Source organism: Pseudomonas sp. NY5710, from assembly GCF_013305665.1.
Classification (GTDB): domain Bacteria; phylum Pseudomonadota; class Gammaproteobacteria; order Pseudomonadales; family Pseudomonadaceae; genus Aquipseudomonas; species Aquipseudomonas juntendi.
This window is the reverse complement of sequence record NZ_CP045554.1, coordinates 3,238,184-3,261,483: the sequence shown is the minus strand read 5'-3', so window position 1 is coordinate 3,261,483 and position 23,300 is coordinate 3,238,184. Positions and strand designations below refer to the sequence as shown.

Here is a 23,300-nt window from a genome sequence, read left to right as displayed (position 1 = left end):
TGGCTGTAGGGCAAATCCGCAGCATGTAACAAAATTGTTCTAGATTTATTTCCGGAACCACTAATATAGTTATATATCGTCGCTGCTTGCTGCCGCTGACTCATCGCTGAACCGAGGGAAATCTATGAAGCTTCAACAACTGCGCTACATCTGGGAAGTGGCGCATCATGACCTCAATGTCTCCGCGACGGCGCAGAGCCTGTATACCTCCCAGCCGGGTATCAGCAAGCAGATCCGCCTGCTGGAAGACGAGTTGGGTGTTGAAGTATTCGCGCGCAGTGGCAAACACCTGACCCGCGTGACCCCGGCGGGTGAGCGCATCATCAATACCGCCGGCGAAATTCTGCGCAAGGTCGAGAGCATCAAGCAGATCGCCCAGGAATTCTCCAACGAGAAAAAGGGCACGCTGTCCATCGCCACCACCCATACCCAGGCGCGCTACGCGTTACCGCCGGTGATCAGCAGCTTCATCAAGCAATACCCGGAAGTGTCCCTGCACATGCATCAAGGCTCACCGATGCAGATTGCCGAAATGGCCGCAGACGGTACGGTCGACTTTGCCATCGCCACCGAGGCGCTGGAACTGTTCGGCGACCTGATCATGATGCCATGCTACAAGTGGAACCGCTGTGTGGTCGTGCCGCAAGGTCACCCACTGGCCAAGCTGCCCAAGCTGACGTTGGAGGCCGTAGCCGAATACCCGATCGTGACCTATGTGTTCGGTTTCACCGGGCGCTCGAAGCTGGATGAAGCTTTCAACCACCGCGGCCTTACGCCGAAGGTAGTGTTCACTGCCGCCGACGCCGACGTGATCAAGACCTATGTGCGCCTGGGGCTTGGCGTGGGCATCGTTGCCGGCATGGCAGTGGACGCCAAGCTCGACAGCGACCTGGTGGCACTCGATGCCAGCGAGCTGTTCGAGGCCAGCATCACCAAAATCGGTTTCCGCCGTGGCACCTTCCTGCGCGGCTTCATGTGTGACTTCATCGAGAAGTTCGCGCCGCACCTGACCCGCGAGGTGATGGCCAAGGCAATCCAGTGCCACAACAAGCAGGAGCTGGAAGCGCTGTTCGAAGGGGTCGAACTGCCCGTGCACTGAAACGCGAACACCGGGGGCTGTGCGCCCCCGGTTCTACAGCGGCGTTAGGGATTCAAGCCTTGCTGATCAGGTTGCCAGCGTGCAACCCGCACTCCTTCTGGGTGGACTCTTCCCACCACCAACGCCCTTCACGTTCATGCTGGTTCGGCAGCACCGGGCGCGTGCAGGGCTCGCAGCCGATGCTGATGAAGCCACGTTCATGCAGGCTGTTGTACGGCAGCTCCAGCATGCGGATATAACCCCACACTTCTGCGCTGCTCATCTGCGCCAGCGGGTTGAACTTGTACAGCGTGCGCTCGGGCGTGGAGAAGGCGCTGTCGATTTCCAGCGCTGCCACCTGGCTGCGAGTGCCAGGGCTCTGGTCGCGGCGCTGGCCAGTGGCCCAGGCGCTGACAGTCGCCAGCTTGCGCCGCAATGGCTCGATCTTGCGGATGCCGCAGCACTCGCCATGGCCGTCCTTGTAGAAACTGAACAGGCCCTTTTCCTTGACGAAGGGGTCAAGCTGGGCGCGGTCCGGGCTGAGGATTTCGATCGGCAGGCCATACTGCTCGCGCACCTGGTCGATGAACCGGTACGTTTCCGGGTGCAGGCGGCCTGTGTCGAGGCTGAATACCTTGACCTGCTTGTTAAGCTTCCAGGCCATGTCGACCAGCACCACGTCCTCGGCGCCGCTGAAGGAAACCCACAGGTCGTCGCCGAAGTGCTCGAAGGCAAGCTTGAGGATGTCTTGCGGGGATTTGTTGGCATAGGTCGCGGCCAGGGCGGCGACGTCGAAGGGTTGGCTCATCAGGCAGTTTCCGTCTTGGCTGTGGCGCTGTGCGCTCGTAGTGGGGGTGATGGTAACAAAAAAACAGGGTCTGGACGGGCTGGCGCTCACAGGCCTTGCAGTGTCTGCAGCAACACCCGCACCTTGGCAATCGACTCTTCGTACTCAGCCTGCCACTCGGAATCGGCCACCACTGCGCCGCCACCCCAGCAGCTGACCTGGCCATCCTTGACCAGCAGGCTGCGAATGGCGATCGAGCTGTCCATTTCGCCGCGCACGTCCACATACAGCAGGGAGCCGCAGTACAGTGCCCGCCGCGTGGGCTCCAGCTCGTCGATGATCTGCATGGCGCGGATCTTCGGCGCGCCAGTAATCGAGCCGCCAGGGAAGCTGTCGGCGATCAGGTCCAGCGCGTCCTTGCCGCTGGCCAAGCGGCCGGTAATGCTACTGACCAGGTGGTGCACGTTGGGGTAGCTTTCTAGGCTGAACAGCTCCGGCACTTTCACCGAACCCACCTCGCAGGTACGCCCCAGGTCGTTGCGCAGCAGGTCGACGATCATCAGGTTTTCCGAGCGGTCCTTGGGGCTGTGTAACAGCGCCTGAGCATTGCGCTGGTCTTCGCCTGGGTCGCTGGCGCGTGGGCGGGTGCCCTTGATCGGGCGGGTTTCAACCTGGCGTTGGCTGACGCGAATGAAGCGCTCGGGTGAAAAGCTAAGCAGGGCGCTGCCGTCGGCCAACTGCTGATAGCCCGAAAAGGGCGTCGGGCAGGCCTGGCGCAGTGCCTTGTAGGCCTGCCACGGGTCGCCCTTGCACGGCGCGCGAAAGCGTTGGGTAAGGTTGATCTGGTAACAGTCACCGGCCTGGATATAGCGCTGCACCTGGTCGAAGGCGGCCTGGTATTGCGCAGGCTGCAAGTCGCCGGCCATGGGTGCTAGCAGCTGAAAGTCGCCATCAGGCGTGTGCTCGCTGCCGGCGAAGAGGCTGATCAGGCGTTCGCGCTCGTGCTGCGCCAGGCTTGGGTGAAACACCAGCTGGCTGGTACCGCACTGGTGGTCGCTGACCAGCGCCCAGGCATACAGGCCCAGTTGCGCGTCGGGCAGGCCGAGGTCATCCACGGCGCTGCTTGGCAGGTGTTCAAGGCGGCGGCCGAAGTCATAGCTCAGGTAGCCGATCAGGCCGCCGGCGAAAGGCAGCTCTACGCCGCTGGGCAAATCGGCACTGCCCAGGCGCGCCAGGCCCTCGCGCAGGCGGGCGAGAAACGCGCGGCCATGCTCTGCGGGTTCGGCTTGCAGTTGTTGCAGCGGCCAGGCACTGAGCAGATCGAAGCGCCCACGCTCGGCGCCAGGGCGGGCGCTGTCGAGCAGGATCGCGCCGGGCGCCTGGCGCAGGCGGGCGAAATAGGCGGCTGGGTCGGGTTGGTAGGGCAGGGGGTGGAGCGTACAGGTCGGCATCAGTATGGACGGCGATGTAAAAGCGAGGAGGGCGATTGTAGACCTGTGCGGGAGCAGCGCCTAGCGCTGGGCGCGACATTCAACCGTGTGTTTGGCGCCTGGGGCTGGTCGCGACGCAAGGCGGCTGCCCCAGGAGATTACCTACCCCTTGTGGCAGCCGCCCCGGCGATGTCAGCCCGGGTGTACGTGCCCAAACAAGCCCTGCGACACCTTCACCCGCTGCTCGACGTCCTCCGTCAGGCCGTCCTTTGCCAGTGCTTCGATGTGCGCTTCGATGGCATGGGTGCGCTGGGTCAGCCCGCAGTCGTTGGCGATCTGGATGTTCAACCCTGGGCGGGCGTTAAGCTCCAGAATCAGCGGGCCTTTGTCCTGGTCCAGGACCATGTCCACGCCGATATAGCCCAGCCCGCACAGCTCGTAGCACCCGGCGGCCAGCTTCATGAAGCCGTCCCAGTTCGGCAGTTGCACGCCGTCTACCGCGTTGGTGGTGTCTGGGTGCTTGCTGATGATGTTGTTCAGCCAGGTGCCGCGCAGGGTCACGCCGGTAGCCAGGTCGACCCCCACACCGATGGCGCCCTGGTGCAGGTTGGCCTTGCCGCCGGACTGCCGGGTGGGCAGGCGCAGCATGGCCATGACCGGGTAGCCCATCAGCACGATGATGCGGATGTCGGGCACGCCTTCATAGCTGATGCTCTTGAAGATCTGGTCGGGTGTGACCCGGTATTCGATCAGCGCCCGGTCACGGTGCCCGCCCAGCGAGTACAGGCCGGTGAGGATGCTCGAGACCTGGTGCTCGATTTCCTCGTGGCTCATGATCTTGCCGGAAACGGTGCGGTAGCGGTCCTCAAAGCGGTCGGCGATCACCAGGATGCCGTCACCGCCGGCACCTTGTGCCGGCTTGATGACGAAGTCGTTGCGGCCGCCGATGATCTCGTGAAGCTTGTCGATCTGCTTCTCTGTCTCGATGACGCCGTACATTTCCGGCACGTGGATACCTGCCGCGAGGGCACGCTCCTTGGTGATGATCTTGTCGTCGACAATCGGGTACAGGCTGCGCTTGTTGTACTTCAGCACATAGTCTGCGTTACGCCGGTTGATGCCCATGATGCCCCGGGCCTCCAGGGCTTTCCACGTCTTGATCAGGCCAAACATCACACGTCTGCCTTTTTCACGAATGCCTTGAAGCGCATCAGCTCGGTCAGACGGTAGCCGCGATAACGGCCCATCGCCAGCATGAAGCCGACCAGGATCAGCAGCACGGCCGGGAAGGTGAACACGAAATACACCAGCTCTGGCACCATCATCAGCAGGTGTGCCAGCGATGCGGCAAACAGGGTGCCGATGGCCACTTTCATGGCATGGCCGCCGCCACGCTCTTCCCAGGTGATCGACAGGCGTTCGATGGTCATGGTCAGGATCACCATCGGGAACAGGGCCACCGACAGCCCGCGTTCAAGACCCAGCTTGTGGCTGAACAGGCTGATCGCCGCGATCAGCACCACGACGAAGGTCAGCACCACGGACAGCCGCGGCAGCATCTGCAGTTTCAGGTGTTCCAGGTACGAACGCAGTGACAGGCCCAATGCCGTGATGACCGTGAACAACACGATACCGAAGCCCAGCTGGGTTTCGCGGAAGGCCAGGGCGATCAGCACCGGGGTGAAGGTGCCCAGGGTCTGGATACCGATCAGGTTGCGCAGCACCAGGATCACCAGCACACCGATCGGGATCATGACCATGATCATGAAGGTCTGCTGGGTTTGCAGGGGCAGGCCGTATAGCGAATATTCGAGGAAGTCGGCGTCGGTGTTCTCGTCAGTCAGCTTGGCCAGGCGAATGGCATTCATTTCACTGTTGTTCATGCTGAACGTGACGTTGGCCTTCTTGCCGCCATCGACGGTGATCAGGTTGTCGTCACCGGTCCACCACAGCAGGCGGTCGCTGGGCAGACCCTGCTCGCCCGTGTCCGGGTTGAAGTACAGCCAGTCGTTACCGTTGTAGCTGCGCAGCCACAGCTCGGGGGTTTGCGGGGTATCGGCCACCAGGCGGATGGTGTGCACCTTTTCCATCGGTACGTGGGCAATCGACAGCAGCAGGTCGATCACCTGGGCCTTTTTCATCGGTGAGGTATCGCCGGCCAGCAGCAGCTTGACGTTGTCATCGTTGAGGTTGTTGACCCGCTTGATGGTCTCGCTGACGAACGTCTCGACATCGGCTGAATGCTGGCGGATGGGCGCCATCAGCGCCTCGGCGGCGATTTTTTCGGGGCCGTCGATGGCCAGGCTGTCACGGAAGGTCGGGCCTTTCACCGCGGTTTTTTCGTTGCTGTAGCGCTTGGTCAGCACCAGGCGGTAGTACAGCGTCTGGTTGCCGCTGGCGCGACGGGCCGACCAGGTGACCTTGCGGTTGCCATCGGCACGGTTGACGCTGACCCCGTAGTTGTTGGAGATGAAGCTCTCGTTGAGGCTGACGTAGTCGCGGTTCAGTGGCGGCACGAACATCTGCACCTTGACCGGGTCCTTGGTGCTGGCCACGAACTCGACCTTGGCGTCGATGTTCCATAGGTCGTCGGTTTCATCCTCGGTCACCGGGATGCCGAGGAAGAAGATCTGATAAGCCGTGACTGCCACGCCCAACAACACCAGTACGGTGATCAGGACTTTCAGATGGAGGGTAAGAGAGCGCATCGGGATTACTCTGCTTTGGGAGCGTCGGTGGCACAGGCAGGTTTGCCGGCCGCGTATTTAAGGCTTGGGTCGACCAGCGCGTCGAAGTGCTTGAGCGCCTCGGAGCCGATCAGCAGCGGGAACTGGAAGGCGCTGCGGTCGGTGAGGTTGACTTCGATGGTGCGCAAGGCCTGGCCCATGCAGATTTCGAGTTCGATGACCGGGCGGGCGGTGTAGGCCTTGCCCGATTCAGCATCATAGTCGCCTGCTCGGCGCTTGATTTTGCTGACGCGGGCAAGAGGCCGTTCGATCGGGTGCGAGTGGGCGGCATCGATGGCCAGGTAGAAGCGCACCCAGCTTTCGCCGTTGCGCTTGAAGCGCTTGATGTCGCGGGCGCTGAGCGAAGCAGTTTTGGCGCCGGTATCGAGTTTGGCCGCCACTTCCAGGTCCAGGTCGCCCAGGCGTGCGTATTCATTGAGACCGTACACGGTCTTGCCGGCCGCCTGGCCAATGGCCGGCAGCAGGGTGAGGCAGAGCAGCAATAAAACGGGTGTGAGTCTCATAATCCTGGCGCGATGCAGTGTAAGGTTCTAGGCAAGGTTCAGGTCAAGGTGACTGGCAACTACTGCGCAAGCTTCCTCGTTCATCTGTCAACAAGCATGAATGCATGACAGACAGGCTATCCATACCCCATCGGAGGCGCGGCATTCTATCACGACGACGTATTGACGCCAGCGGTGCGCGATCTGACAGCGCTTGGCTGGCGTAAGTTCGTTCTTAGACGATTGTCGACAATATTGATTTTGTCTTTGACTTGATTGGCTTAAATGATTAACTTCTGGCGAAGAGATTTACCAAGGTGTCGACAATATGCAAGACCTTTCCACCCCTGGCCCGATGCTGGCAGACGATTCGGAAACCTTGTCGGAAAACGTCTTCCGGCGTATCCAGGCGGCCATCGTCAAAGGGGAAATTGCCCCTGGCAGCAAGATCTCCGAGCCAGAGCTGGCACGCACCTATGGCATCAGCCGCGGGCCGCTGCGCGAGGCCATCCACCGCCTGGAAGGCCAGCGCCTGCTGGTGCGGGTGCCTCATGTAGGCGCACGGGTGGTGTCGCTCAACCATGCCGAACTGATAGAGCTCTACGAGATTCGTGAGTCCCTGGAAGGCATGGCCTGCCGCCTGGCCGCTGAACGCATGAGCCAGGCCGATATCGACGAGCTGCGCCGGGTGCTCGATACCCATGAGCGGGATGCCGCGTTCCAGGCTGGCCTGGGTTACTACCAGCAGGAGGGCGACTACGACTTCCATTACCGCATCATCCAGGGCAGCGGTAACCAGACGTTGGTCAAGATGCTGTGCGGCGAGCTGTACCAGCTGGTGCGGATGTACCGTATCCAGTTCTCGGCCACGCCCAACCGGCCGCGCCAGGCCTTTGCCGAACACCACCGCATTCTCGATGCCATCGCCGAACGTGACGGCGAACTGGCCGAACTTCTGATGCGCCGTCACATCGGTGCGTCCAAGCGCAATATCGAGCGTCACTATCTGGACGCCCACAACAATAACCCACGAGGTGAGAAATGACTGTGAACAGCACACCCGGTCAGCGTTTTCGCGATGCTGTCGCCGCTGAACGCCCCCTGCAGGTGGTTGGCGCCATCAATGCCAACCATGCCTTGCTGGCCAAGCGCGCCGGTTTCAAGGCCATCTACCTGTCCGGTGGCGGCGTTGCCGCAGGCTCCCTGGGCCTGCCGGACCTGGGTATCACTGGCCTGGACGATGTGCTCACCGACGTGCGCCGTATCACCGATGTGTGCGACCTGCCGCTGCTGGTGGATGTCGATACAGGCTTCGGTGCCTCGGCCTTCAACGTGGCGCGCACCGTGCGCTCGATGAGCAAGTTCGGTGCGGCGGCGATCCATATCGAGGACCAGGTTGGCGCCAAGCGTTGCGGCCACCGGCCGAACAAGGAAATCGTCAGCCAGCAGGAAATGGTCGACCGCATCAAGGCGGCCGTCGATGCCCGTAGCGACGACAGCTTCGTGATCATGGCACGTACCGACGCCCTGGCCGTCGAAGGCTTGAACGCTGCCCTGGACCGCGCCGCAGCGTGCATCGAGGCGGGTGCCGACATGATCTTCCCGGAAGCGATCACAGAGCTGCAGATGTACAAGACCTTCGCTGACCGGGTGAAGGCCCCCATCCTGGCCAACATCACCGAGTTTGGCGCCACCCCGCTGTTCACCACCGAAGAGCTGGCGGCGGTCGATGTTTCGCTGGTGCTGTACCCGCTGTCGGCGTTCCGCGCCATGAACAAGGCCGCCGAAAATGTCTACACCGCGCTGCGCCGCGACGGCACCCAGAAGAACGTGATCGATACCATGCAGACGCGCATGGAGCTTTACGATGCCATTGGCTACCACGCCTTCGAGCAGAGCCTCGATGCGTTGTTTGCCCAGAAGAAGGGCTGAGCCAGTGACAACACCAGCCCCGCATGGCAGCGGGGTTGCCCGCGAAAAGGCGGGTACAGGCAAACCCGATTAGCCAGCCAGATTTCCATAACAAGTTCAAGAAAGGAGAAACACCATGGCCGAAGCAAAAGTACTCAGTGGCGCAGGCCTGCGCGGCCAGGTCGCCGGCCAGACTGCACTGTCCACCGTGGGCCAGGCCGGTGCCGGTCTGACCTACCGCGGTTACGATGTGCGTGACCTGGCCGCTGGTGCCGAATTCGAAGAAGTCGCCTACCTGCTGCTGTACGGCGAGCTGCCCTCCCAGGCTGAACTGGCCGACTACAAACACAAGCTCAAGGGCATGCGTGACCTGCCACCGGCACTCAAGGAAGTGCTCGAGCGCATTCCCCGCGACGCCCACCCCATGGACGTGATGCGCACCGGTTGTTCGGTGCTCGGTACCCTCGAGCCCGAGCTCACCTTCGAAGCCCAGCGCGACAAGACCGACCGGCTGTTGGCCCTGTTCCCGGCGGTGATGTGCTACTGGTACCGCTTCACCCACCATGGCGTGCGCATCGACTGCAGCAGCGACGAAGACACCTTGGGCGGCCACTTCCTGCACCTGCTGCACGGCAAGAAGCCCAGCGAGCTGCACGTCAAGGTCATGAACGTGTCGCTGATCCTCTACGCCGAGCACGAGTTCAACGCCTCGACCTTCACGGCCCGGGTGTGCGCTTCGACCCTGTCCGACCTGTATTCCTGCGTTACCGCAGCCATCGGCACGTTGCGCGGCCCGCTGCACGGGGGCGCCAACGAGGCTGCCATGGAGCTGATAGAGCGCTTCCAGAGCCCGCAGGAAGCCACTGCCGAGCTGCTGCGCATGCTCGAGCGCAAAGACAAGATCATGGGCTTCGGGCATGCCATCTACAAAGAGTCCGACCCGCGCAACGAGGTGATCAAGGGTTGGTCGAAACAATTGGCCGATGAGGTGGGCGACAAAGTGCTGTACCCGGTTTCCGAGGCCATCGACAAGACCATGTGGGAGCAGAAACGCCTGTTCCCCAATGCCGATTTCTACCATGCTTCGGCTTACCACTTCATGGGTATTCCGACCAAGCTGTTCACCCCGATTTTCGTCTGTTCGCGCCTGACTGGCTGGGCGGCGCACGTGTTCGAGCAGCGCGCCAACAACCGCATCATCCGCCCGAGCGCCGAGTATGTCGGCGTCGAGCAGCGTCAGTTCGTGCCGATCGAGCAGCGCTGAGGCATAGATCGCCAGGGCTGCTGTGCAGCCCAATCGCGACACAAGGCCGCTCCCACAGGGACTGCGCAGCACCCCATTGGCCAGATCTGTATACCGAATACCGTGACCGAGCCTGATAACGATATGAATACTGCATACCGCAAGCCCCTGCCAGGCACCGACCTGGACTACTTCGATGCGCGCGCGGCGGTCGAGGCGATCAAGCCCGGCGCCTACGACGGCCTGCCGTACACCTCGCGCGTTCTCGCCGAAAACCTGGTGCGTCGCTGCGACCCGGCCACCCTCGACGCCTCGCTGAGCCAACTGATCGAGCGCAAGCGCGACCTCGATTTCCCGTGGTTCCCGGCGCGCGTGGTGTGCCATGACATCCTCGGCCAGACCGCGCTGGTCGACCTCGCCGGCCTGCGTGACGCCATCGCCGACAAGGGCGGCGACCCGGCCCAGGTCAACCCGGTGGTGCCGGTACAACTGATCGTCGACCACTCGCTGGCTGTCGAGTGCGGCGGCTATGACCCGCAAGCGTTCGACAAGAACCGCGCCATCGAAGACCGACGTAACGAGGACCGCTTCCATTTCATCAATTGGACCAAGAAAGCGTTCAAGAATGTCGACGTGATCCAGCCGGGTAACGGCATCATGCACCAGATCAACCTGGAGAAGATGTCGCCGGTGGTGCACACCGACCATGGCATCGCCTACCCGGATACCTGCGTGGGCACTGACAGCCACACCCCGCACGTCGATGCCCTGGGCGTGATCGCCATTGGCGTGGGTGGCCTGGAAGCGGAAAACGTGATGCTTGGCCGAGCATCGTGGATGCGCCTGCCGGAAATCGTCGGCGTCGAGTTGACCGGCAAGCTGGCGCCGAACCTCACCGCCACCGACCTGGTGCTGGCCCTGACCGAGTTCCTGCGCAAGCAGAAAGTGGTCGGCGCCTACCTGGAGTTCCACGGTGAAGGTGCGCGCGCCCTGACCCTGGGGGACCGCGCGACCATCTCCAACATGGCCCCGGAGTACGGCGCCACGGCGGCCATGTTCGCCATTGACCAGCAGACCATCGATTACCTGCGCCTGACCGGCCGTGAAGAACAGCAGGTCAAACGGGTGGAAACCTACGCCAAGGTCGCCGGCCTCTGGGCCGACAGCCTGGCCGGCGCAGTATACGAGCGTACCCTGAGCTTCGACTTGTCGAGCGTGGTACGCAACATGGCCGGCCCGTCCAACCCGCATGCCCGCGTGGCCACCAGCGAGCTGGCGGCCAAAGGCATTGCCGGCAGCTGGCAGCAAGTGCCAGGGCAGATGCCTGATGGTGCGGTGATCATTGCCGCCATCACCAGCTGTACCAATACCAGCAACCCGCGCAACGTGATCGCCGCAGGCCTGATTGCACGCAACGCCAACAGGCTGGGCCTTACCCGCAAGCCGTGGGTCAAGTCATCGCTGGCCCCGGGCTCCAAGGCGGTGCAGCTGTACCTGGAAGAGGCTGGCCTGGAGAAGGAACTGGAGCAACTGGGCTTTGGCATCGTCGCCTTCGCCTGTACGACCTGCAACGGCATGTCTGGTGCCCTGGACCCGGTGATCCAGCAGGAAATCATCGACCGTGACCTGTACGCCACCGCCGTGCTGTCGGGCAACCGCAACTTCGACGGGCGTATCCACCCGTATGCCAAGCAAGCCTTCCTGGCCTCGCCACCCTTGGTGGTCGCCTATGCGATTGCGGGCACCATTCGCTTTGACATCGAGAAGGACGTGCTGGGCGTGGTCGATGGCCAGGAAATCCGCCTCAAGGACATCTGGCCCAGTGATGAAGAGATCGACGCCGTGGTGCGTGCGGCGGTCAAGCCGGAGCAGTTCCGCAAGGTGTACATCCCTATGTTCGCCATCGAGGAAGACCGCGGGCCGAAAGTGGCACCGTTGTATGAGTGGCGACCCATGAGCACCTATATTCGCCGGCCGCCGTACTGGGAAGGCGCCCTGGCCGGTGAGCGTACCCTGCGTGGCATGCGGCCGCTGGCGGTGCTGCCGGACAACATCACCACCGACCACCTGTCGCCATCCAACGCGATCATGCTCGACAGTGCTGCGGGCGAGTACCTAGCGAAAATGGGCCTGCCAGAAGAAGACTTCAACTCTTACGCCACCCACCGCGGTGACCACCTGACCGCCCAGCGCGCGACCTTTGCCAACCCCAAGCTGTTCAACGAAATGGTGCGCAACGCAGACGGCAGCGTGAGGCAAGGCTCGCTGGCGCGCATTGAACCGGAAGGCCGGGTGACCCGCATGTGGGAGGCGATCGAGACCTACATGCAGCGCAAGCAGCCGCTGATTATCGTGGCCGGTGCCGATTACGGCCAGGGCTCGTCGCGTGACTGGGCGGCCAAGGGCGTGCGCCTGGCCGGTGTCGAGGCCATTGTCGCAGAAGGTTTCGAGCGCATTCACCGCACCAACCTGGTAGGCATGGGCGTGCTGCCGTTGGAGTTCAAACCCGGTACCGACCGCAAGACCTTGGGGCTGGACGGTAGCGAAACCTATGACGTGCTGGGTGCGCGTACGCCGCGCGCTACGCTGACCCTGGTGATTACCCGGGCCAGCGGCGAGCGCATCGATGTGCCGGTGACCTGCCGCCTGGACACGGCCGAGGAAGTTTCGATCTACGAAGCGGGCGGGGTGCTGCAGCGCTTCGCCCAGGACTTCCTCGAAGCTACCGCCTAACCCCAAGAGCAGGGGCCGCGTTGCGGCCCATCGCCGGCGAGCCAGCGCCCACAGGAGTCGCGCAATCTCGATGGCAGCACGGTCCCTGTGGGAGCTGGCTTGCCGGCGATGGGCTGCAAAGCAAGCCCGAGGGTCTCATGCCTATCAGACAGGACAGCAAAGCAATGGCTCATGTACCGCAAACAAGAATACCCGCCACCTACATCCGTGGCGGCACCAGCAAAGGCGTGTTCTTCCGCCTGCAAGACCTGCCCGAGCCGGCGCAGGTCCCAGGCCCTGCCCGCGACGCGCTATTGCTGCGGGTTATCGGCAGCCCCGACCCTTACGGCAAGCAGATCGACGGTATGGGCGGCGCGACCTCCAGCACCAGCAAGACCGTCATCCTGTCGCCCAGCATCAAGCCGGGCCATGATGTCGATTACCTGTTCGGCCAGGTCAGCATCGACAAGGCCTTTGTCGACTGGAGCGGCAACTGCGGCAACCTCTCTGCTGCGGTCGGGTCGTTCGCCATCAGTAGCGGCCTGGTCGACAGCGCGCGCATTCCACGCAACGGCGTGGCCACCGTGCGGATCTGGCAGGCGAACATCGGCAAGACCATCATTGCCCACGTGCCGGTCACTGAAGGTGAAGTGCAGGAAACCGGTGACTTCGAGCTGGATGGGGTAACGTTCCCGGCAGCGGAAGTGCAGTTGGAGTTCCTTGACCCGGCTGCGGACGAGGACGGTGCCGGCGGTGCCATGTTCCCGACCGGCAAGCTGGTTGACGACCTTGAGGTGCCGGGTGTCGGCACCTTCAAGGCCACCTTGATCAATGCCGGCATCCCGACCATTTTCGTCAATGCTGCCGATATCGGCTACACCGGTACGGAGTTGCAGGACGCCATCAACGGTGACCCGCAAGCGCTGCTGCGCTTCGAGGCCATCCGTGCCCATGGTGCCGTGCGTATGGGCCTGATCGACCATGTCGACCAGGCTGCCGGGCGTCAGCACACACCGAAAGTGGCCTTCGTCGCACCACCCAGCACCTACACGGCGTCCAGTGGCAAGGCGGTACTGGCAGGCGAGATCGACCTGTTGGTACGTGCCTTGTCGATGGGCAAGCTGCACCATGCCATGATGGGCACTGCGGCGGTGGCGATCGGTACGGCGGCGGCCATTCCCGGTACGCTGGTCAACCTGGCCGCGGGCGGGGGCGAGCGCAGCGCCGTTCGTTTCGGCCATCCTTCGGGCACGCTGCGGGTGGGCGCCGAAGCCCGCCAGGTAAACGGCGAGTGGACAGTGACCAAGGCAATCATGAGCCGCAGTGCTCGCGTGCTGATGGAGGGCTGGGTTCGCGTGCCTGGCGACAGCTTCTAAGCCACCCCTGGCGCTCGGCCTCAAGCGGGGCCGCTGCGCGGCCCTATCGCCGGCAAGCCAGCTCCCACAGGGAGCGCACCAGGGCTGACAGGTGCTCGCCACAAGATGTTCAGCGCCTGACAACCCTGATGGACCCCCTGTGGGAGCCGGCTTGCCGGCGATAGGGCCGGTGAGGAACAAAAAAAAGCCCCGGCATTTCTGCCAGGGCTTCTTCTTGTAGCTTGCAGCTTACAACTTGCCGCTCAGCTTACGCCTGTACCACCGGGATCTTGGCGTTGGCAGCCGCTTCGCGGAACTCGGCGATCTGGTCGAAGCTCAGGTAGCGGTAGACGTCGGCAGCCATGCTGTCGATGTCTTTGGCGTACTGCATGTACTCTTCGACGGTCGGCAGTTTGCCAATGATCGAAGCCACGGCAGCCAGCTCGGCCGACGCCAGGTACACGTTGGTGGCGTCGCCCAGGCGGTTCGGGAAGTTACGGGTCGAGGTGGAGACCACGGTCGAACCGGTCTGCACACGTGCCTGGTTACCCATGCACAGCGAGCAGCCTGGCATTTCCATGCGTGCACCGGCCTTGCCGTAGATGCCGTAGTAGCCTTCTTCGGTCAGCTGGTGAGCGTCCATCTTGGTTGGCGGGGCCAGCCACAGACGGGTCGGAATACCGCCCTTGACCTTCTCCAGCAGCTTGCCGGCAGCGCGGAAGTGCCCGATGTTGGTCATGCACGAACCAATGAACACTTCGTCGATTTTCTCGCCTTGAACCGAGGACAGCAGGCGTGCGTCGTCCGGGTCGTTCGGCGCGCAGAGCACAGGCTCTTTGACGTCGGCCAGGTCGATCTCGATGATTTCGGCGTACTCGGCATCGGCGTCGGCCGATAGCAGCTCAGGCTTGGCCAGCCAGGCTTCCATGGCTTGGGCACGGCGCTCGAGGGTACGGGCGTCGCCGTAACCTTCGCCGATCATCCAGCGCAGCAGGGTGATGTTGGACTTCAGGTACTCGGCGATGGCCTTTTCTGGCAGCTTGATGGTGCAGCCGGCAGCAGAGCGCTCGGCCGAAGCATCGGACAGCTCGAAGGCTTGTTCGACAGTCAGTTCGTCCAGGCCTTCAATTTCCAGGATGCGGCCGGAGAAGGCGTTTTTCTTGCCTTTTTTCTCGACGGTCAGCAGGCCTTGCTTGATGGCGTAGTAAGGGATGGCATGGACCAGGTCACGCAGGGTGATACCAGGCTGCAGTTTGCCCTTGAAGCGCACCAGGATCGACTCTGGCATGTCCAGCGGCATGACGCCGGTGGCTGCGGCGAACGCGACCAGGCCGGAACCGGCCGGGAACGAGATGCCGATCGGGAAGCGGGTGTGCGAGTCGCCGCCAGTACCCACGGTGTCGGGCATCAGCATGCGGTTCAGCCAGCTGTGGATGATGCCGTCGCCTGGGCGCAGCGACACGCCGCCACGGGTGCGGATGAAGTCTGGCAGGGTGTGGTGGGTGGTGACGTCGATCGGCTTCGGATAGGCCGCGGTGTGGCAGAACGACTGCATCACCAGGTCAGCGGAGAAGCCCAGGCAAGCCAGGTCTTTCAGCTCGTCACGGGTCATCGGGCCGGTGGTGTCTTGGGAGCCGACGGTGGTCATCTTCGGTTCGCAGTAGGCACCTGGGCGCACGCCCTGGCCTTCAGGCAAGCCACACGCACGGCCGACCATTTTCTGCGCCAGGGTGAAGCCCTTGCCGCTGTCGGCTGGCTGCTCCGGTTTCTTGAACAGCTCCGATGGGCCTTGGCCCAGCTCGGCACGGGCTTTTTCGGTCAGGCCACGGCCGACGATCAGCGGGATACGGCCGCCAGCGCGCACTTCATCCAGCAGCACTTCGGTTTTCAGGGCAAAGGTGGTGACCAGCTCGTCGCTGCCATGGCGGCGCACTTCACCTTTGAACGGGTAGACGTCGATCACGTCGCCCATGGCCAGGTTGGTGCAGTCGAACTCGATCGGCAGGGCGCCGGCGTCTTCCATGGTGTTGTAGAAGATCGGGGCGATCTTGGTGCCGAAGCAGAAACCACCAGCGCGCTTGTTCGGCACGTACGGGATGTCGTCGCCGAAGAACCACAGCACCGAGTTGGTGGCGGATTTACGCGAGGAACCGGTACCGACCACGTCACCGACATAGGCAACCGGGTAGCCTTGGGCCTTGACCGCTTCGATCTGGGCCAGCGGGCCTACCGAACCCGGCTGCTGCGGCTCGATGCCGTCACGGGCCATTTTCAGCATGGCCAGGGCGTGCAGCGGGATGTCAGGGCGCGACCAGGCATCTGGGGCAGGGGACAGGTCGTCGGTGTTGGTCTCGCCAGGCACCTTGAACACGCTCAGGGTGTACTTGTCGGCGATGGCCGGGCGCGAGGTGAACCACTCGCCGGCAGCCCAGGACTCCAGCACGGCTTTGGCATTGGCGTTGCCAGCCTTGGCTTTTTCGGCCACATCGTGGAAGGCATCGAACATCAGCAAGGTGTGCTTGAGCTGTTCGGCCGCGACGGCGCCCAGTTCGGCGTCATCCAGCAGCGCGACCAGCGTTTCGATGTTGTAGCCGCCCTGCATGGTGCCCAGCAGTTCGGTGGCGTGCTTGCGGTCGATCAGTGGCGATTGGGTTTCGCCCTTGGCGACGGCAGAGAGGAACGCAGCCTTGACGTAGGCAGCTTCGTCGACCCCTGGCGGTACACGGTGGGTGATCAGTTCTACGAGGAAGGCTTCTTCGCCGGCCGGGGGGTTTTTCAGCAGCTCGACCAGGCCTGCGGTTTGTTCGGCGTTCAGCGGCTGGGGCACGATGCCCAGGGCGGCGCGCTCTTCGATGTGTTTGCGGTAGGCTTCAAGCACAGTTATTTCCCTCATCAGTGGTCCCTAAAGGGGGTCCGGGACGCTCATCCAGCATTCGATGCACCCATGCGCCGCCACGGCTTTTTGAGCCGCCCGGCCAGGGTCGCAAAGAATCCTTACGGAAGCTGCTTTCAAAGTTTTACGCCTGCAGAACGGGGTGCTGATGAGGGCTGGCGCGGGCATGCGAGGGATGCATGGCCCGGGCCAACGCCGTTCTACCGGATCAACTGTGCTCGTGACGCTTTGAAAACAGCTTCCTACGGACATTGTTGCCTGTGAAAAGGCCGGATGATTCTACGGCAAAAAAAGCTCGAAGGTAAGGCGCAGAACATGACTTTAACGAGTGACCCTGGTTAGACAAAGGGCTAACATGGGTGCGTGTTCCACCGCCAAGCTGTTGTTTTTCATGTCCAACAAGTCCATCAAGACCCCTTGCGTCGGCCTGTGCTCCACGGTGTATGGGGACACGGTTTGCCGCGGCTGCAAGCGCTTCCACCACGAAGTGATCCACTGGAACGGCTACGATGACGCGCAAAAGCGCGCCGTGTGGCTGCGCCTTGAGCAGTTGCTGGTGCAGGTCATGATGGCCAAGCTCGAGGTGTTCGACAAAAGCCTGTTGCGCCAGCAACTGGAGCAGCGCTCCATCCGCTTCGTCGACCAGCAGTCGGAATATTGCTGGGCGTACCAGTTGATCGCCCGCGGTGCGCGGATGATCCGTGATCTGGAAGCCTACGGCATGGTACTGCTGCCGGAATTCCGCGATTGGGAACTGCCGCAATTGCGCGATGCCATCGACCGCGAATTCTTCCTTTTGTCCGAAGCGCACTACCAGCGTTACATCGCCCCTGCGTTTCTCGACAGCTCGCTGGGCTAGGCGAGCGCCCTCGCCGGGGTTCGAGGCTATTCGTACACGGCCTGGGAGCGGGTTCCGGCTGCAAGTGGGCGACAACACTCACTACTGTCCTCCTTTTCCGCCAGTGAAGAGGGCTCGACGGCATGTCCCACTACCAATTCCAACCTCAGAAAAGCTTCATTGCCAGGCTGTACTGGCAGCCACGCTTGAGCACGCAAGGGCAGATTGAAGGCGTGCCCATTGGTGACACCGGTAATGGCGATTCGCCGTTTACCAGTGGTGGCTGGCTGCACGCCGGCGAAGACCATTACACCGACACGGTGGCACCGGCGTATGTGATCTCACGTCGCAAATTCCGCACGCTGTTCTGGTTCGGCTGCTACGAGACCGATGGTGAGTACGACTTCGAGATCCGCGCCGTGGGTGACGAAGACAACCATCCGCACTGGCGGCGGCGCGGTCACCGCCTGGATGTCAGCCGCAACGGCTATCTGGCCCTGTACTCGGCCACGGAGGCCGTTGGCCATGACGCCTTGGCCGCCGGCACCATGCTCTGGCGCCTCGATGGCCTAATGCCAGAGCAGCTTGCCGAAGGCGATTCGGTCAGCGACGTGAGCCTGGTCAGCCTGCATGGCAAGACGGTCAGGCGGCTGGTCGAGGACGGCTTTCCCTACCTCAGCGAGGTGCAAGGTGAAGCAGGCTACCTGCATCTCCAGGTGCTGAGCATAGGGGCCGCCTGACCCTCGTTTCAGTCGCCGTAGTATTCGCACCCGCTGGTGCAGGTCTCGTGGATGCGGACTTTGGACAACTCAGGCAGCAGCGGCTTGACCTGATCCCAGATCCACTTGGCGATTACCTCGCTGGTGGGGTTTTCCAGGCCGGGAATGTCGTTAAGGTAATTGTGGTCCAGCTGCTCGTAGATCGGCTTGAAAATGGCCTTCACCTCGGCGAAGTCACGGATCCAGCCGGTGTGCGGGTCCAGCGGGCCGGTCAGGTGCAGGCCGACCTTGAACGAGTGGCCGTGCAGGCGGCCGCATTTGTGCCCGGCAGGCACGTGGGGCAGGCGGTGGGCCGATTCGAATGTAAATTCCTTGAAGATTTCCACTGGTGGACCTGTAAAGCTGATGGGATATGGGCTTGAGCGGAATCTGGCGTTTCAGTGTACTGCTCAATGTACTGATTGGTCGTCGCTGGGGTTAAGTGAGGCCATCCACTGGTTGATGTCTGACTGACGCCAGGCGACCGATTTTGGTCCTATCTTAACCTGTTTTGGGAATGTTCCTTCCTTAATTCGTGTGTACACGGTGTTGCGCCCCATGCCAGTGATGCGGAGCACATCGGGCAGGCGAAGCAGGCGATCAATTCCATCTAACTGTGCCATATAGCCTCCTCAGGCCGTGAAGTGATATCCGACCTTCGCCGCCCGGGCGGCTTCCTCGGTGCGGAACATGAGCTGTGTTTTGCCTGGGCGGCCTTCCGATTCGTACTCGGCCGATACCCACCAGTGGCCGAACTTGCGGTACGGCTCGCCGAGGATCTTCGTGACGTAGCACAGGTTCATGGATGGTCGCCTCCCTCAACAATCGAATGCTCGACGGTTCGCGATCGGGGATCGGCATCACCCAGGAAAACCATGTTCAGCGCGGTTTCCTGCAGGCTGCCCACCTCATCGGTGCCTTCTTCGTCCTCGGACAGCACGGGCAGTGCCTGGTGGCGGATCATGTCGATGCTCAGGCCCTCGGGAATGTCGAACCTGGTGGTGATGGTGGTCTTGACAGTAATGATTGGCATAGGATGGTCTCCACGCCGCCGGCGGCGGCAGGTTGGTGGTCAGGCCAGATCGGCCAGGGCAAATACGATGCCGCGGCAGTAGGGCTCGCCATCCTCGACCACCTCGAAGGAGGCATGCGGGATGTCGGTCTTATAAGTCCAGCTGTAGCCTTCTTCCTTGCACCAGTAGGCCTCAATCGGCATGGCATTGGCCTTGCGCTGGTAGTACTTCATGGCCCCATCGCTGTCGCGATCGTCGAGGCAATCAGGGTCGGGAAGCGGGCCATCCTGATCGACATAGGCATAGCCACCGTCGTAGCAGCCGATCTCCTCCCGGCGGGCGCCGTAGAACTCCATCAGGTCGTCGCTGGCACCGCAGAGGATCACCAGGCCAGCGCTCTGTGCTGAGATGATCAGCGGGTCGGGGATGCGGGTCGGGTATTCGAGGCCGTTCAGTTGGGCGGCCAGTTCTTCTTTGGTCATGGCAATAGCTCTCCATGCCCGCGCATGTCGGCGGGCTTGAGTAATTGGGGGTGTGGTTAGGCGCCCTTGAACGGAACGACGTTTTCGAGCTCGCGCTTCACGCCGCCGGCGTCGCGGAAGGCTTTCCACTCAGCATGGTGGGCCGCGCAGTAATGGACGTCAGGGGCAACTTCGGTTGAGCAATGTCGGCACAGGCTGCGATCGCAGGTCTTGCCATCGCCAACCGGGTAATCGCACAAGTTCGCCGAGACATCGCCGCATCCAGAACAGTGCGGTCCCAGGTCGCCGCAGATATGTCCCCTTGGGTTGCGGTTTTCGTCGTACAGCGTGTAACAGCTCATCGCGGCCTCCTTGCGATCAGGTAGGCCATGTAGGCGAGGGCGATCATGGCGCCACCTGCTTGCGGTAGCCGGCGTCGTACAGCGTCAATCCCATTTTGATCTGCCCGGGAGTTGGGGATTCATGCCCGGCGTCCAGGCACATTTGTCGCGCAGCCCGCTGGCGTTCTTCCGCCGCCCGTTGCTCAGGAGAACTGAGCGGCCGAAATTCGTATTCACTAAGGTGGCCGCAGTTTTCTTCGCCACCCTCGCGGTAGGTGACCAGGAACAGCTGCGCGCCCATGGCGGTGATGATCACCTCTTGGAATCCAGGCCGAGCCCAGTCTTCCGTGGAGCGCTTGTGCTTCATTTCTATTTTTTGGCCTATTGGAGGAAGGCCTTCACCATCCCATCGCGACGGCCGCGGCGTGATGTACTGGATCTGGCCCTGCGTGAAATTGTGCCGGTGATCGCCGGTGCCGCCGCCATAGGGATAAGCGCGATCCTCGGCGCCGACCACGGCGTACTGCTCCATGTTGATCCACACCTCGGTAATGCCGTGGTGGGCCACAAGGCCGTGACCGTCTGCCCACTCAGGCCCTTTGCTCCAATCGATCTTGCTCACAGCTCATACCTCTCATCAATCCAGCGCCCAGGCGCCAGTGCGGGTGTAGGTTCGGGTTGTGTTTCGTGCGGGGAGAGCTGGCGCTCCTTGCCGGCCTGCAGGTGGCTGTCGGGGATGCAGCTGATGCCGACCCCGTTGAGCAGGTAGCAGGTGACGCCGCGCTGGCTGTCGTGCTGCACGTCGATGACTTTCTCGGTTGCGCTGGCGCCGGTGGCCAGCAGCAGGAGGCAGAGGGCGAGGCGGTTCATGGCGTCACCACTCGACGACCCCACCAGCAAACCGGGCCGTCGTCGGTGTCATGAATGGCCAGGCAGAACCAGCCATCCCCTTCAGGCATGCCCGGCTCCCAATAGCCGCAGTGCGGCTCATCGGACTGGAAGTAGCGATCTGCGATCTCTTCCGGCGCATCTGTCTCCAGATGGACCATAACGAGCTGCAGGCCCTGCTGCGCGACCCAAGCCTTGCACTTCTCGCCGTCGCCCTCGTCGAAGTCGGGCAGCTCCGGGTGTTCGTACATTCCGTATTCGTCGCGCACGACCGGCGCCGGCTGGATCAGCTTGATTTCTTCAGGCATGACGATTCCTTGGCCGCCATATCGCGGCAGTGAATAGAGGGGAGAGGGGTTACTGTTGACTGTTCTTCAAGTAATGGCGCAGTCGTTAGCCGCTGGCGCGCAAAGATCCGTTAACATCGAGGCTCATCCAACCTGGAGGTGTGTATGAAATACGAGCTCAAGACGATGAAAACCGCAGATGGCACCATTGTTGAATACGTCCGCCGCTTCGAGCAGCACGGCAGATGCACGGTTGGTGCATCGATCGGACTATGGCGTTTTACACCTGAGCAGCGCGAGGCTATACGCGCCGGCAGGAGCATTTAAGCCGAGGCGTAGCGGTGGCTAGGCAGCCACCGCATCCCGCTGCAAAGCACGCCAAGGATCATTCGCCCGCGCCAGCGCAGCCATAGGTGGCGGACTGACGCTGTTGCCGCACATGTGCACCTGCTCGGTCTTGGTGAACGGCTTGCCGTCTGCGCCTTTGTCGATGATGTAGCTGGCCGGGAAGCCCTGGGCCCGGTACAACTCGTGCGGCTGGAGCATGCGCAGGCAGATGTCGACGATCACATACGGCGTGCCCTTCACGAAGACCGTGACCAAGCCCAGACGGTCCTTGGTGGTCACGGTGGGTGCTGGCGCGTCTGCTGCGCTGGTGTTTTCAGTGCCGTAATAGCTGATCAAGAACGCTGCGACGCGCAGCGCGCCTTCTTCATGCTCGGGTGACAGCTTGTACTCGACCAAGGCGTGATGTTCGGCGCCGGCGGTCATTGTCGGCACCAGGTCATCTACGGGGCGGCCCACGCAGTTGCGCCGGAGCGTGGCCAGACTGGCCGTCACCAGGCGCTGCTGGCTGCCGGTGTTGGTGACCGTGGTCAGTGGCTCGTCCGCGCCCTTGGCTGGCGTGGTGTTGAACCCGCCATTCGCTTGCTCAATGAAGGCGGTGACCAGGGCGCGATGGTTCTGCGTCATCAGCGTGCCCATAGGTTGATCGGCTGGCGCAGGCTTGCCAGCGTACACCGGCCCACCTGCCCCGATCATCACTGGGCTGGCCATGGCGAAAGATCCGCCGCGTGGCCACGAGGTGACCGTGCGAAGAGGTTCGTTGGCAGACTGGGCCAGCTCGCCCGACCAGTTCGCGATCGGCACGATGAAAGGCTGCGGGTTGTCCAGCACGAACTTCTTCATGCCCTTGGCCACGCGTCGAAGCGTTGCAGCTGCCAGCTCCTTCTTGCGACCGAAAATGCTCTTGCTCGGCACGCTCCAGTCGATGCAGTCGGCTGCCGTGCGCCACTTCTGCTGGCCCTTGGCTGGGTGCTTGGCGTGGGTAGGCTCAGGCCACACGATGGGCTGTCCGTCGCAGCGAGCGATCATGAACAAGCGTTCGCGGCTGGTCGGCGCGCCGAAATCACAGGCCTTGATGATGCGCCATTCCACCTGGTAGCCCATGCCTTCGAGCAACTGCACGAAACGACGCCAGGTGATGCCGCGGCGCTTCGGGTCTGGCACGAGGAACTGCTGCTGCACCGGTACCCGCTCACCAACGGCGGCCACGCTTCCGTCCAGCTTCATCACCCGGCCGGTGGCCTTGTCGCGCTTGGCGATCAGCGGCCCCCATTGCAGGATCTGCTTCACGTTCTCCAGGCTGATCACCCGGGGCTTCTTCTTGCCGCCCCACTTGAGGCCGATCCACGACAGGTTGCGGATCTCGCGCTTGCGCGGCTGGCCGCCGGCGGCCTGGCTGTGGTGGGTGCAGTCGGGGCTCATGTGGAACCAGCCAACTGGTAGGCCCTGGCATTCCTCGTCAGGGTCACCCTCGAACACGTCAGTGGTGAAGTGACGCGCTGCAGGGTGGTTGGCGGTGTGCATGCTGATGGCTGCAGGGCTGTGGTTCTTGGCCACCGTTACCGGCCGGCCCAGGCCCATTTCCAGCCCAGTACCGGCGCCGCCGCCACCGCAGAAGAAGTCCACTACGATCTCATCGTCTTGCGGAGCGAAGCCAAGGCCGTACTGGGTTTTGAAGTCGAGCGGGTTCTTTTTCAGAAATGCAGACATGGGCGATCCTCGCCGGGGAGG

25 protein-coding genes are annotated in these 23,300 nt (G+C 62.5%); 9 read left to right on the top strand and 16 right to left on the bottom strand.

Translation table 11 applies throughout. The features are described from left to right. Positions 1-124: 124 nt before the first annotated feature. Complete coding sequence (cysB, locus tag GEV39_RS14905) at positions 125-1,099, top strand: HTH-type transcriptional regulator CysB (protein WP_003250297.1); 975 nt, start codon at positions 125-127, stop codon at positions 1,097-1,099. 52 nt (positions 1,100-1,151) lie between these two features. On the opposite strand, the gene GEV39_RS14900 is transcribed toward cysB, so the two are convergent. The 5 genes from GEV39_RS14900 to rloA all read right to left on the bottom strand — a co-directional run bounded on the left by GEV39_RS14900 (position 1,152) and on the right by rloA (position 6,545). Next, positions 1,152-1,886 carry a phosphoadenylyl-sulfate reductase gene (locus GEV39_RS14900; protein ID WP_009683852.1) on the bottom strand — a complete coding sequence of 245 codons (735 nt, stop codon included), beginning with the start codon at positions 1,884-1,886 and terminating at the stop codon, positions 1,152-1,154. Between the two features lie 86 nt (positions 1,887-1,972). Beyond that, positions 1,973-3,316, bottom strand: a complete 1,344-nt coding sequence (gene pabB, locus GEV39_RS14895; RefSeq protein WP_173890038.1) for an aminodeoxychorismate synthase component I — start codon at positions 3,314-3,316, stop codon at positions 1,973-1,975. 171 nt (positions 3,317-3,487) lie between these two features. Further along, positions 3,488-4,468: an alpha-L-glutamate ligase-like protein gene (locus GEV39_RS14890; RefSeq protein WP_009683854.1), complete on the bottom strand. Its 981-nt coding sequence runs from the start codon at positions 4,466-4,468 to the stop codon at positions 3,488-3,490. Further along, positions 4,468-6,003, bottom strand: a complete 1,536-nt coding sequence (gene rloB / locus GEV39_RS14885) for an osmotic stress tolerance membrane protein RloB (RefSeq protein WP_029884945.1) — start codon at positions 6,001-6,003, stop codon at positions 4,468-4,470. Before rloB ends, GEV39_RS14890 begins: the two co-directional genes overlap by 1 nt. 5 nt (positions 6,004-6,008) lie before the next feature. Continuing rightward, positions 6,009-6,545, bottom strand: coding sequence for a retropepsin-like aspartic peptidase RloA (gene rloA, locus GEV39_RS14880; RefSeq protein WP_029884944.1), 537 nt, complete (start codon positions 6,543-6,545; stop codon positions 6,009-6,011). A gap of 307 nt (positions 6,546-6,852) precedes the next feature. On the opposite strand from rloA, the gene GEV39_RS14875 reads away from it, so the two are divergent. The 5 genes from GEV39_RS14875 (at position 6,853) to prpF (ending at position 13,766) form a co-directional block, all read left to right on the top strand. Next, positions 6,853-7,569 carry a GntR family transcriptional regulator gene (locus GEV39_RS14875; protein WP_173890036.1) on the top strand — a complete coding sequence of 239 codons (717 nt, stop codon included), beginning with the start codon at positions 6,853-6,855 and terminating at the stop codon, positions 7,567-7,569. Continuing rightward, positions 7,566-8,456 (top strand): methylisocitrate lyase, encoded by an 891-nt coding sequence (gene prpB / locus GEV39_RS14870; RefSeq protein ID WP_173890034.1) that lies wholly within the window; start codon positions 7,566-7,568, stop codon positions 8,454-8,456. Before GEV39_RS14875 ends, prpB begins: the two co-directional genes overlap by 4 nt. A gap of 115 nt (positions 8,457-8,571) precedes the next feature. Continuing rightward, positions 8,572-9,699, top strand: coding sequence for a bifunctional 2-methylcitrate synthase/citrate synthase (prpC, locus tag GEV39_RS14865; protein ID WP_173890032.1), 1,128 nt, complete (start codon positions 8,572-8,574; stop codon positions 9,697-9,699). Positions 9,700-9,822: 123 nt separating this feature from the next. Beyond that, positions 9,823-12,411, top strand: coding sequence for a Fe/S-dependent 2-methylisocitrate dehydratase AcnD (gene acnD / locus GEV39_RS14860; protein WP_173890030.1), 2,589 nt, complete (start codon positions 9,823-9,825; stop codon positions 12,409-12,411). A 164-nt stretch (positions 12,412-12,575) separates the two neighbouring features. Then, the gene (gene prpF, locus GEV39_RS14855; RefSeq protein WP_173890029.1) at positions 12,576-13,766 is read left to right on the top strand and encodes a 2-methylaconitate cis-trans isomerase PrpF; all 1,191 of its coding nucleotides are present in this window, start codon (positions 12,576-12,578) and stop codon (positions 13,764-13,766) included. Between the two features lie 247 nt (positions 13,767-14,013). Here prpF and acnB read toward each other — a convergent pair whose 3' ends face one another. Then, the gene (acnB, locus tag GEV39_RS14850; protein WP_029888008.1) at positions 14,014-16,623 is read right to left on the bottom strand and encodes a bifunctional aconitate hydratase 2/2-methylisocitrate dehydratase; all 2,610 of its coding nucleotides are present in this window, start codon (positions 16,621-16,623) and stop codon (positions 14,014-14,016) included. A gap of 406 nt (positions 16,624-17,029) precedes the next feature. Between acnB and GEV39_RS14845 the strand changes: the two genes are divergently transcribed. Together GEV39_RS14845 and GEV39_RS14840 are read left to right on the top strand one after the other, a co-directional pair. Next, positions 17,030-17,497 (top strand): DUF1289 domain-containing protein, encoded by a 468-nt coding sequence (locus GEV39_RS14845; RefSeq protein ID WP_173890027.1) that lies wholly within the window; start codon positions 17,030-17,032, stop codon positions 17,495-17,497. Positions 17,498-17,619: 122 nt separating this feature from the next. Beyond that, on the top strand, positions 17,620-18,216 hold the full coding sequence (locus tag GEV39_RS14840; RefSeq protein WP_173890025.1) for a hypothetical protein: 597 nt from the start codon (positions 17,620-17,622) through the stop codon (positions 18,214-18,216). An 8-nt stretch (positions 18,217-18,224) separates the two neighbouring features. Here GEV39_RS14840 and queD read toward each other — a convergent pair whose 3' ends face one another. The 9 genes from queD to GEV39_RS14795 form a co-directional block, all read right to left on the bottom strand. Further along, on the bottom strand, positions 18,225-18,581 hold the full coding sequence (gene queD / locus GEV39_RS14835) for a 6-carboxytetrahydropterin synthase QueD (protein ID WP_009685940.1): 357 nt from the start codon (positions 18,579-18,581) through the stop codon (positions 18,225-18,227). A 63-nt stretch (positions 18,582-18,644) separates the two neighbouring features. Then, positions 18,645-18,857, bottom strand: a complete 213-nt coding sequence (locus GEV39_RS14830; RefSeq protein ID WP_012053046.1) for a helix-turn-helix transcriptional regulator — start codon at positions 18,855-18,857, stop codon at positions 18,645-18,647. 9 nt (positions 18,858-18,866) lie between these two features. After that, positions 18,867-19,037, bottom strand: a complete 171-nt coding sequence (locus tag GEV39_RS14825; protein WP_173890023.1) for a hypothetical protein — start codon at positions 19,035-19,037, stop codon at positions 18,867-18,869. Next, positions 19,034-19,267, bottom strand: coding sequence for a hypothetical protein (locus tag GEV39_RS14820; RefSeq protein ID WP_173890020.1), 234 nt, complete (start codon positions 19,265-19,267; stop codon positions 19,034-19,036). Before GEV39_RS14820 ends, GEV39_RS14825 begins: the two co-directional genes overlap by 4 nt. A 39-nt stretch (positions 19,268-19,306) precedes the next feature. Continuing rightward, complete coding sequence (locus GEV39_RS14815) at positions 19,307-19,729, bottom strand: hypothetical protein (RefSeq protein ID WP_173890018.1); 423 nt, start codon at positions 19,727-19,729, stop codon at positions 19,307-19,309. A gap of 56 nt (positions 19,730-19,785) precedes the next feature. Continuing rightward, a complete protein-coding gene (locus tag GEV39_RS14810) occupies positions 19,786-20,070 on the bottom strand; it encodes a hypothetical protein (RefSeq protein WP_144188868.1) in 285 nt (94 codons plus the stop codon). Positions 20,071-20,113: 43 nt separating this feature from the next. Further along, positions 20,114-20,671 (bottom strand): hypothetical protein, encoded by a 558-nt coding sequence (locus GEV39_RS14805; protein WP_173890017.1) that lies wholly within the window; start codon positions 20,669-20,671, stop codon positions 20,114-20,116. Beyond that, entirely contained in the window at positions 20,668-20,919 is a 252-nt protein-coding gene (locus GEV39_RS14800) for a hypothetical protein (RefSeq protein ID WP_173890015.1), read from the bottom strand. Before GEV39_RS14800 ends, GEV39_RS14805 begins: the two co-directional genes overlap by 4 nt. Further along, complete coding sequence (locus GEV39_RS14795; protein WP_173890013.1) at positions 20,916-21,245, bottom strand: hypothetical protein; 330 nt, start codon at positions 21,243-21,245, stop codon at positions 20,916-20,918. Before GEV39_RS14795 ends, GEV39_RS14800 begins: the two co-directional genes overlap by 4 nt. Before the next feature lie 144 nt (positions 21,246-21,389). Here GEV39_RS14795 and GEV39_RS14790 point away from each other — a divergent pair, with 144 nt between their 5' ends. After that, positions 21,390-21,551 carry a hypothetical protein gene (locus GEV39_RS14790; protein ID WP_173890011.1) on the top strand — a complete coding sequence of 54 codons (162 nt, stop codon included), beginning with the start codon at positions 21,390-21,392 and terminating at the stop codon, positions 21,549-21,551. 18 nt (positions 21,552-21,569) lie between these two features. Here the strand turns inward: GEV39_RS14790 and GEV39_RS14785 are convergent, their stop codons facing one another. Further along, a complete protein-coding gene (locus tag GEV39_RS14785; RefSeq protein WP_173890009.1) occupies positions 21,570-23,279 on the bottom strand; it encodes a DNA cytosine methyltransferase in 1,710 nt (569 codons plus the stop codon). Positions 23,280-23,300: the final 21 nt, after the last annotated feature.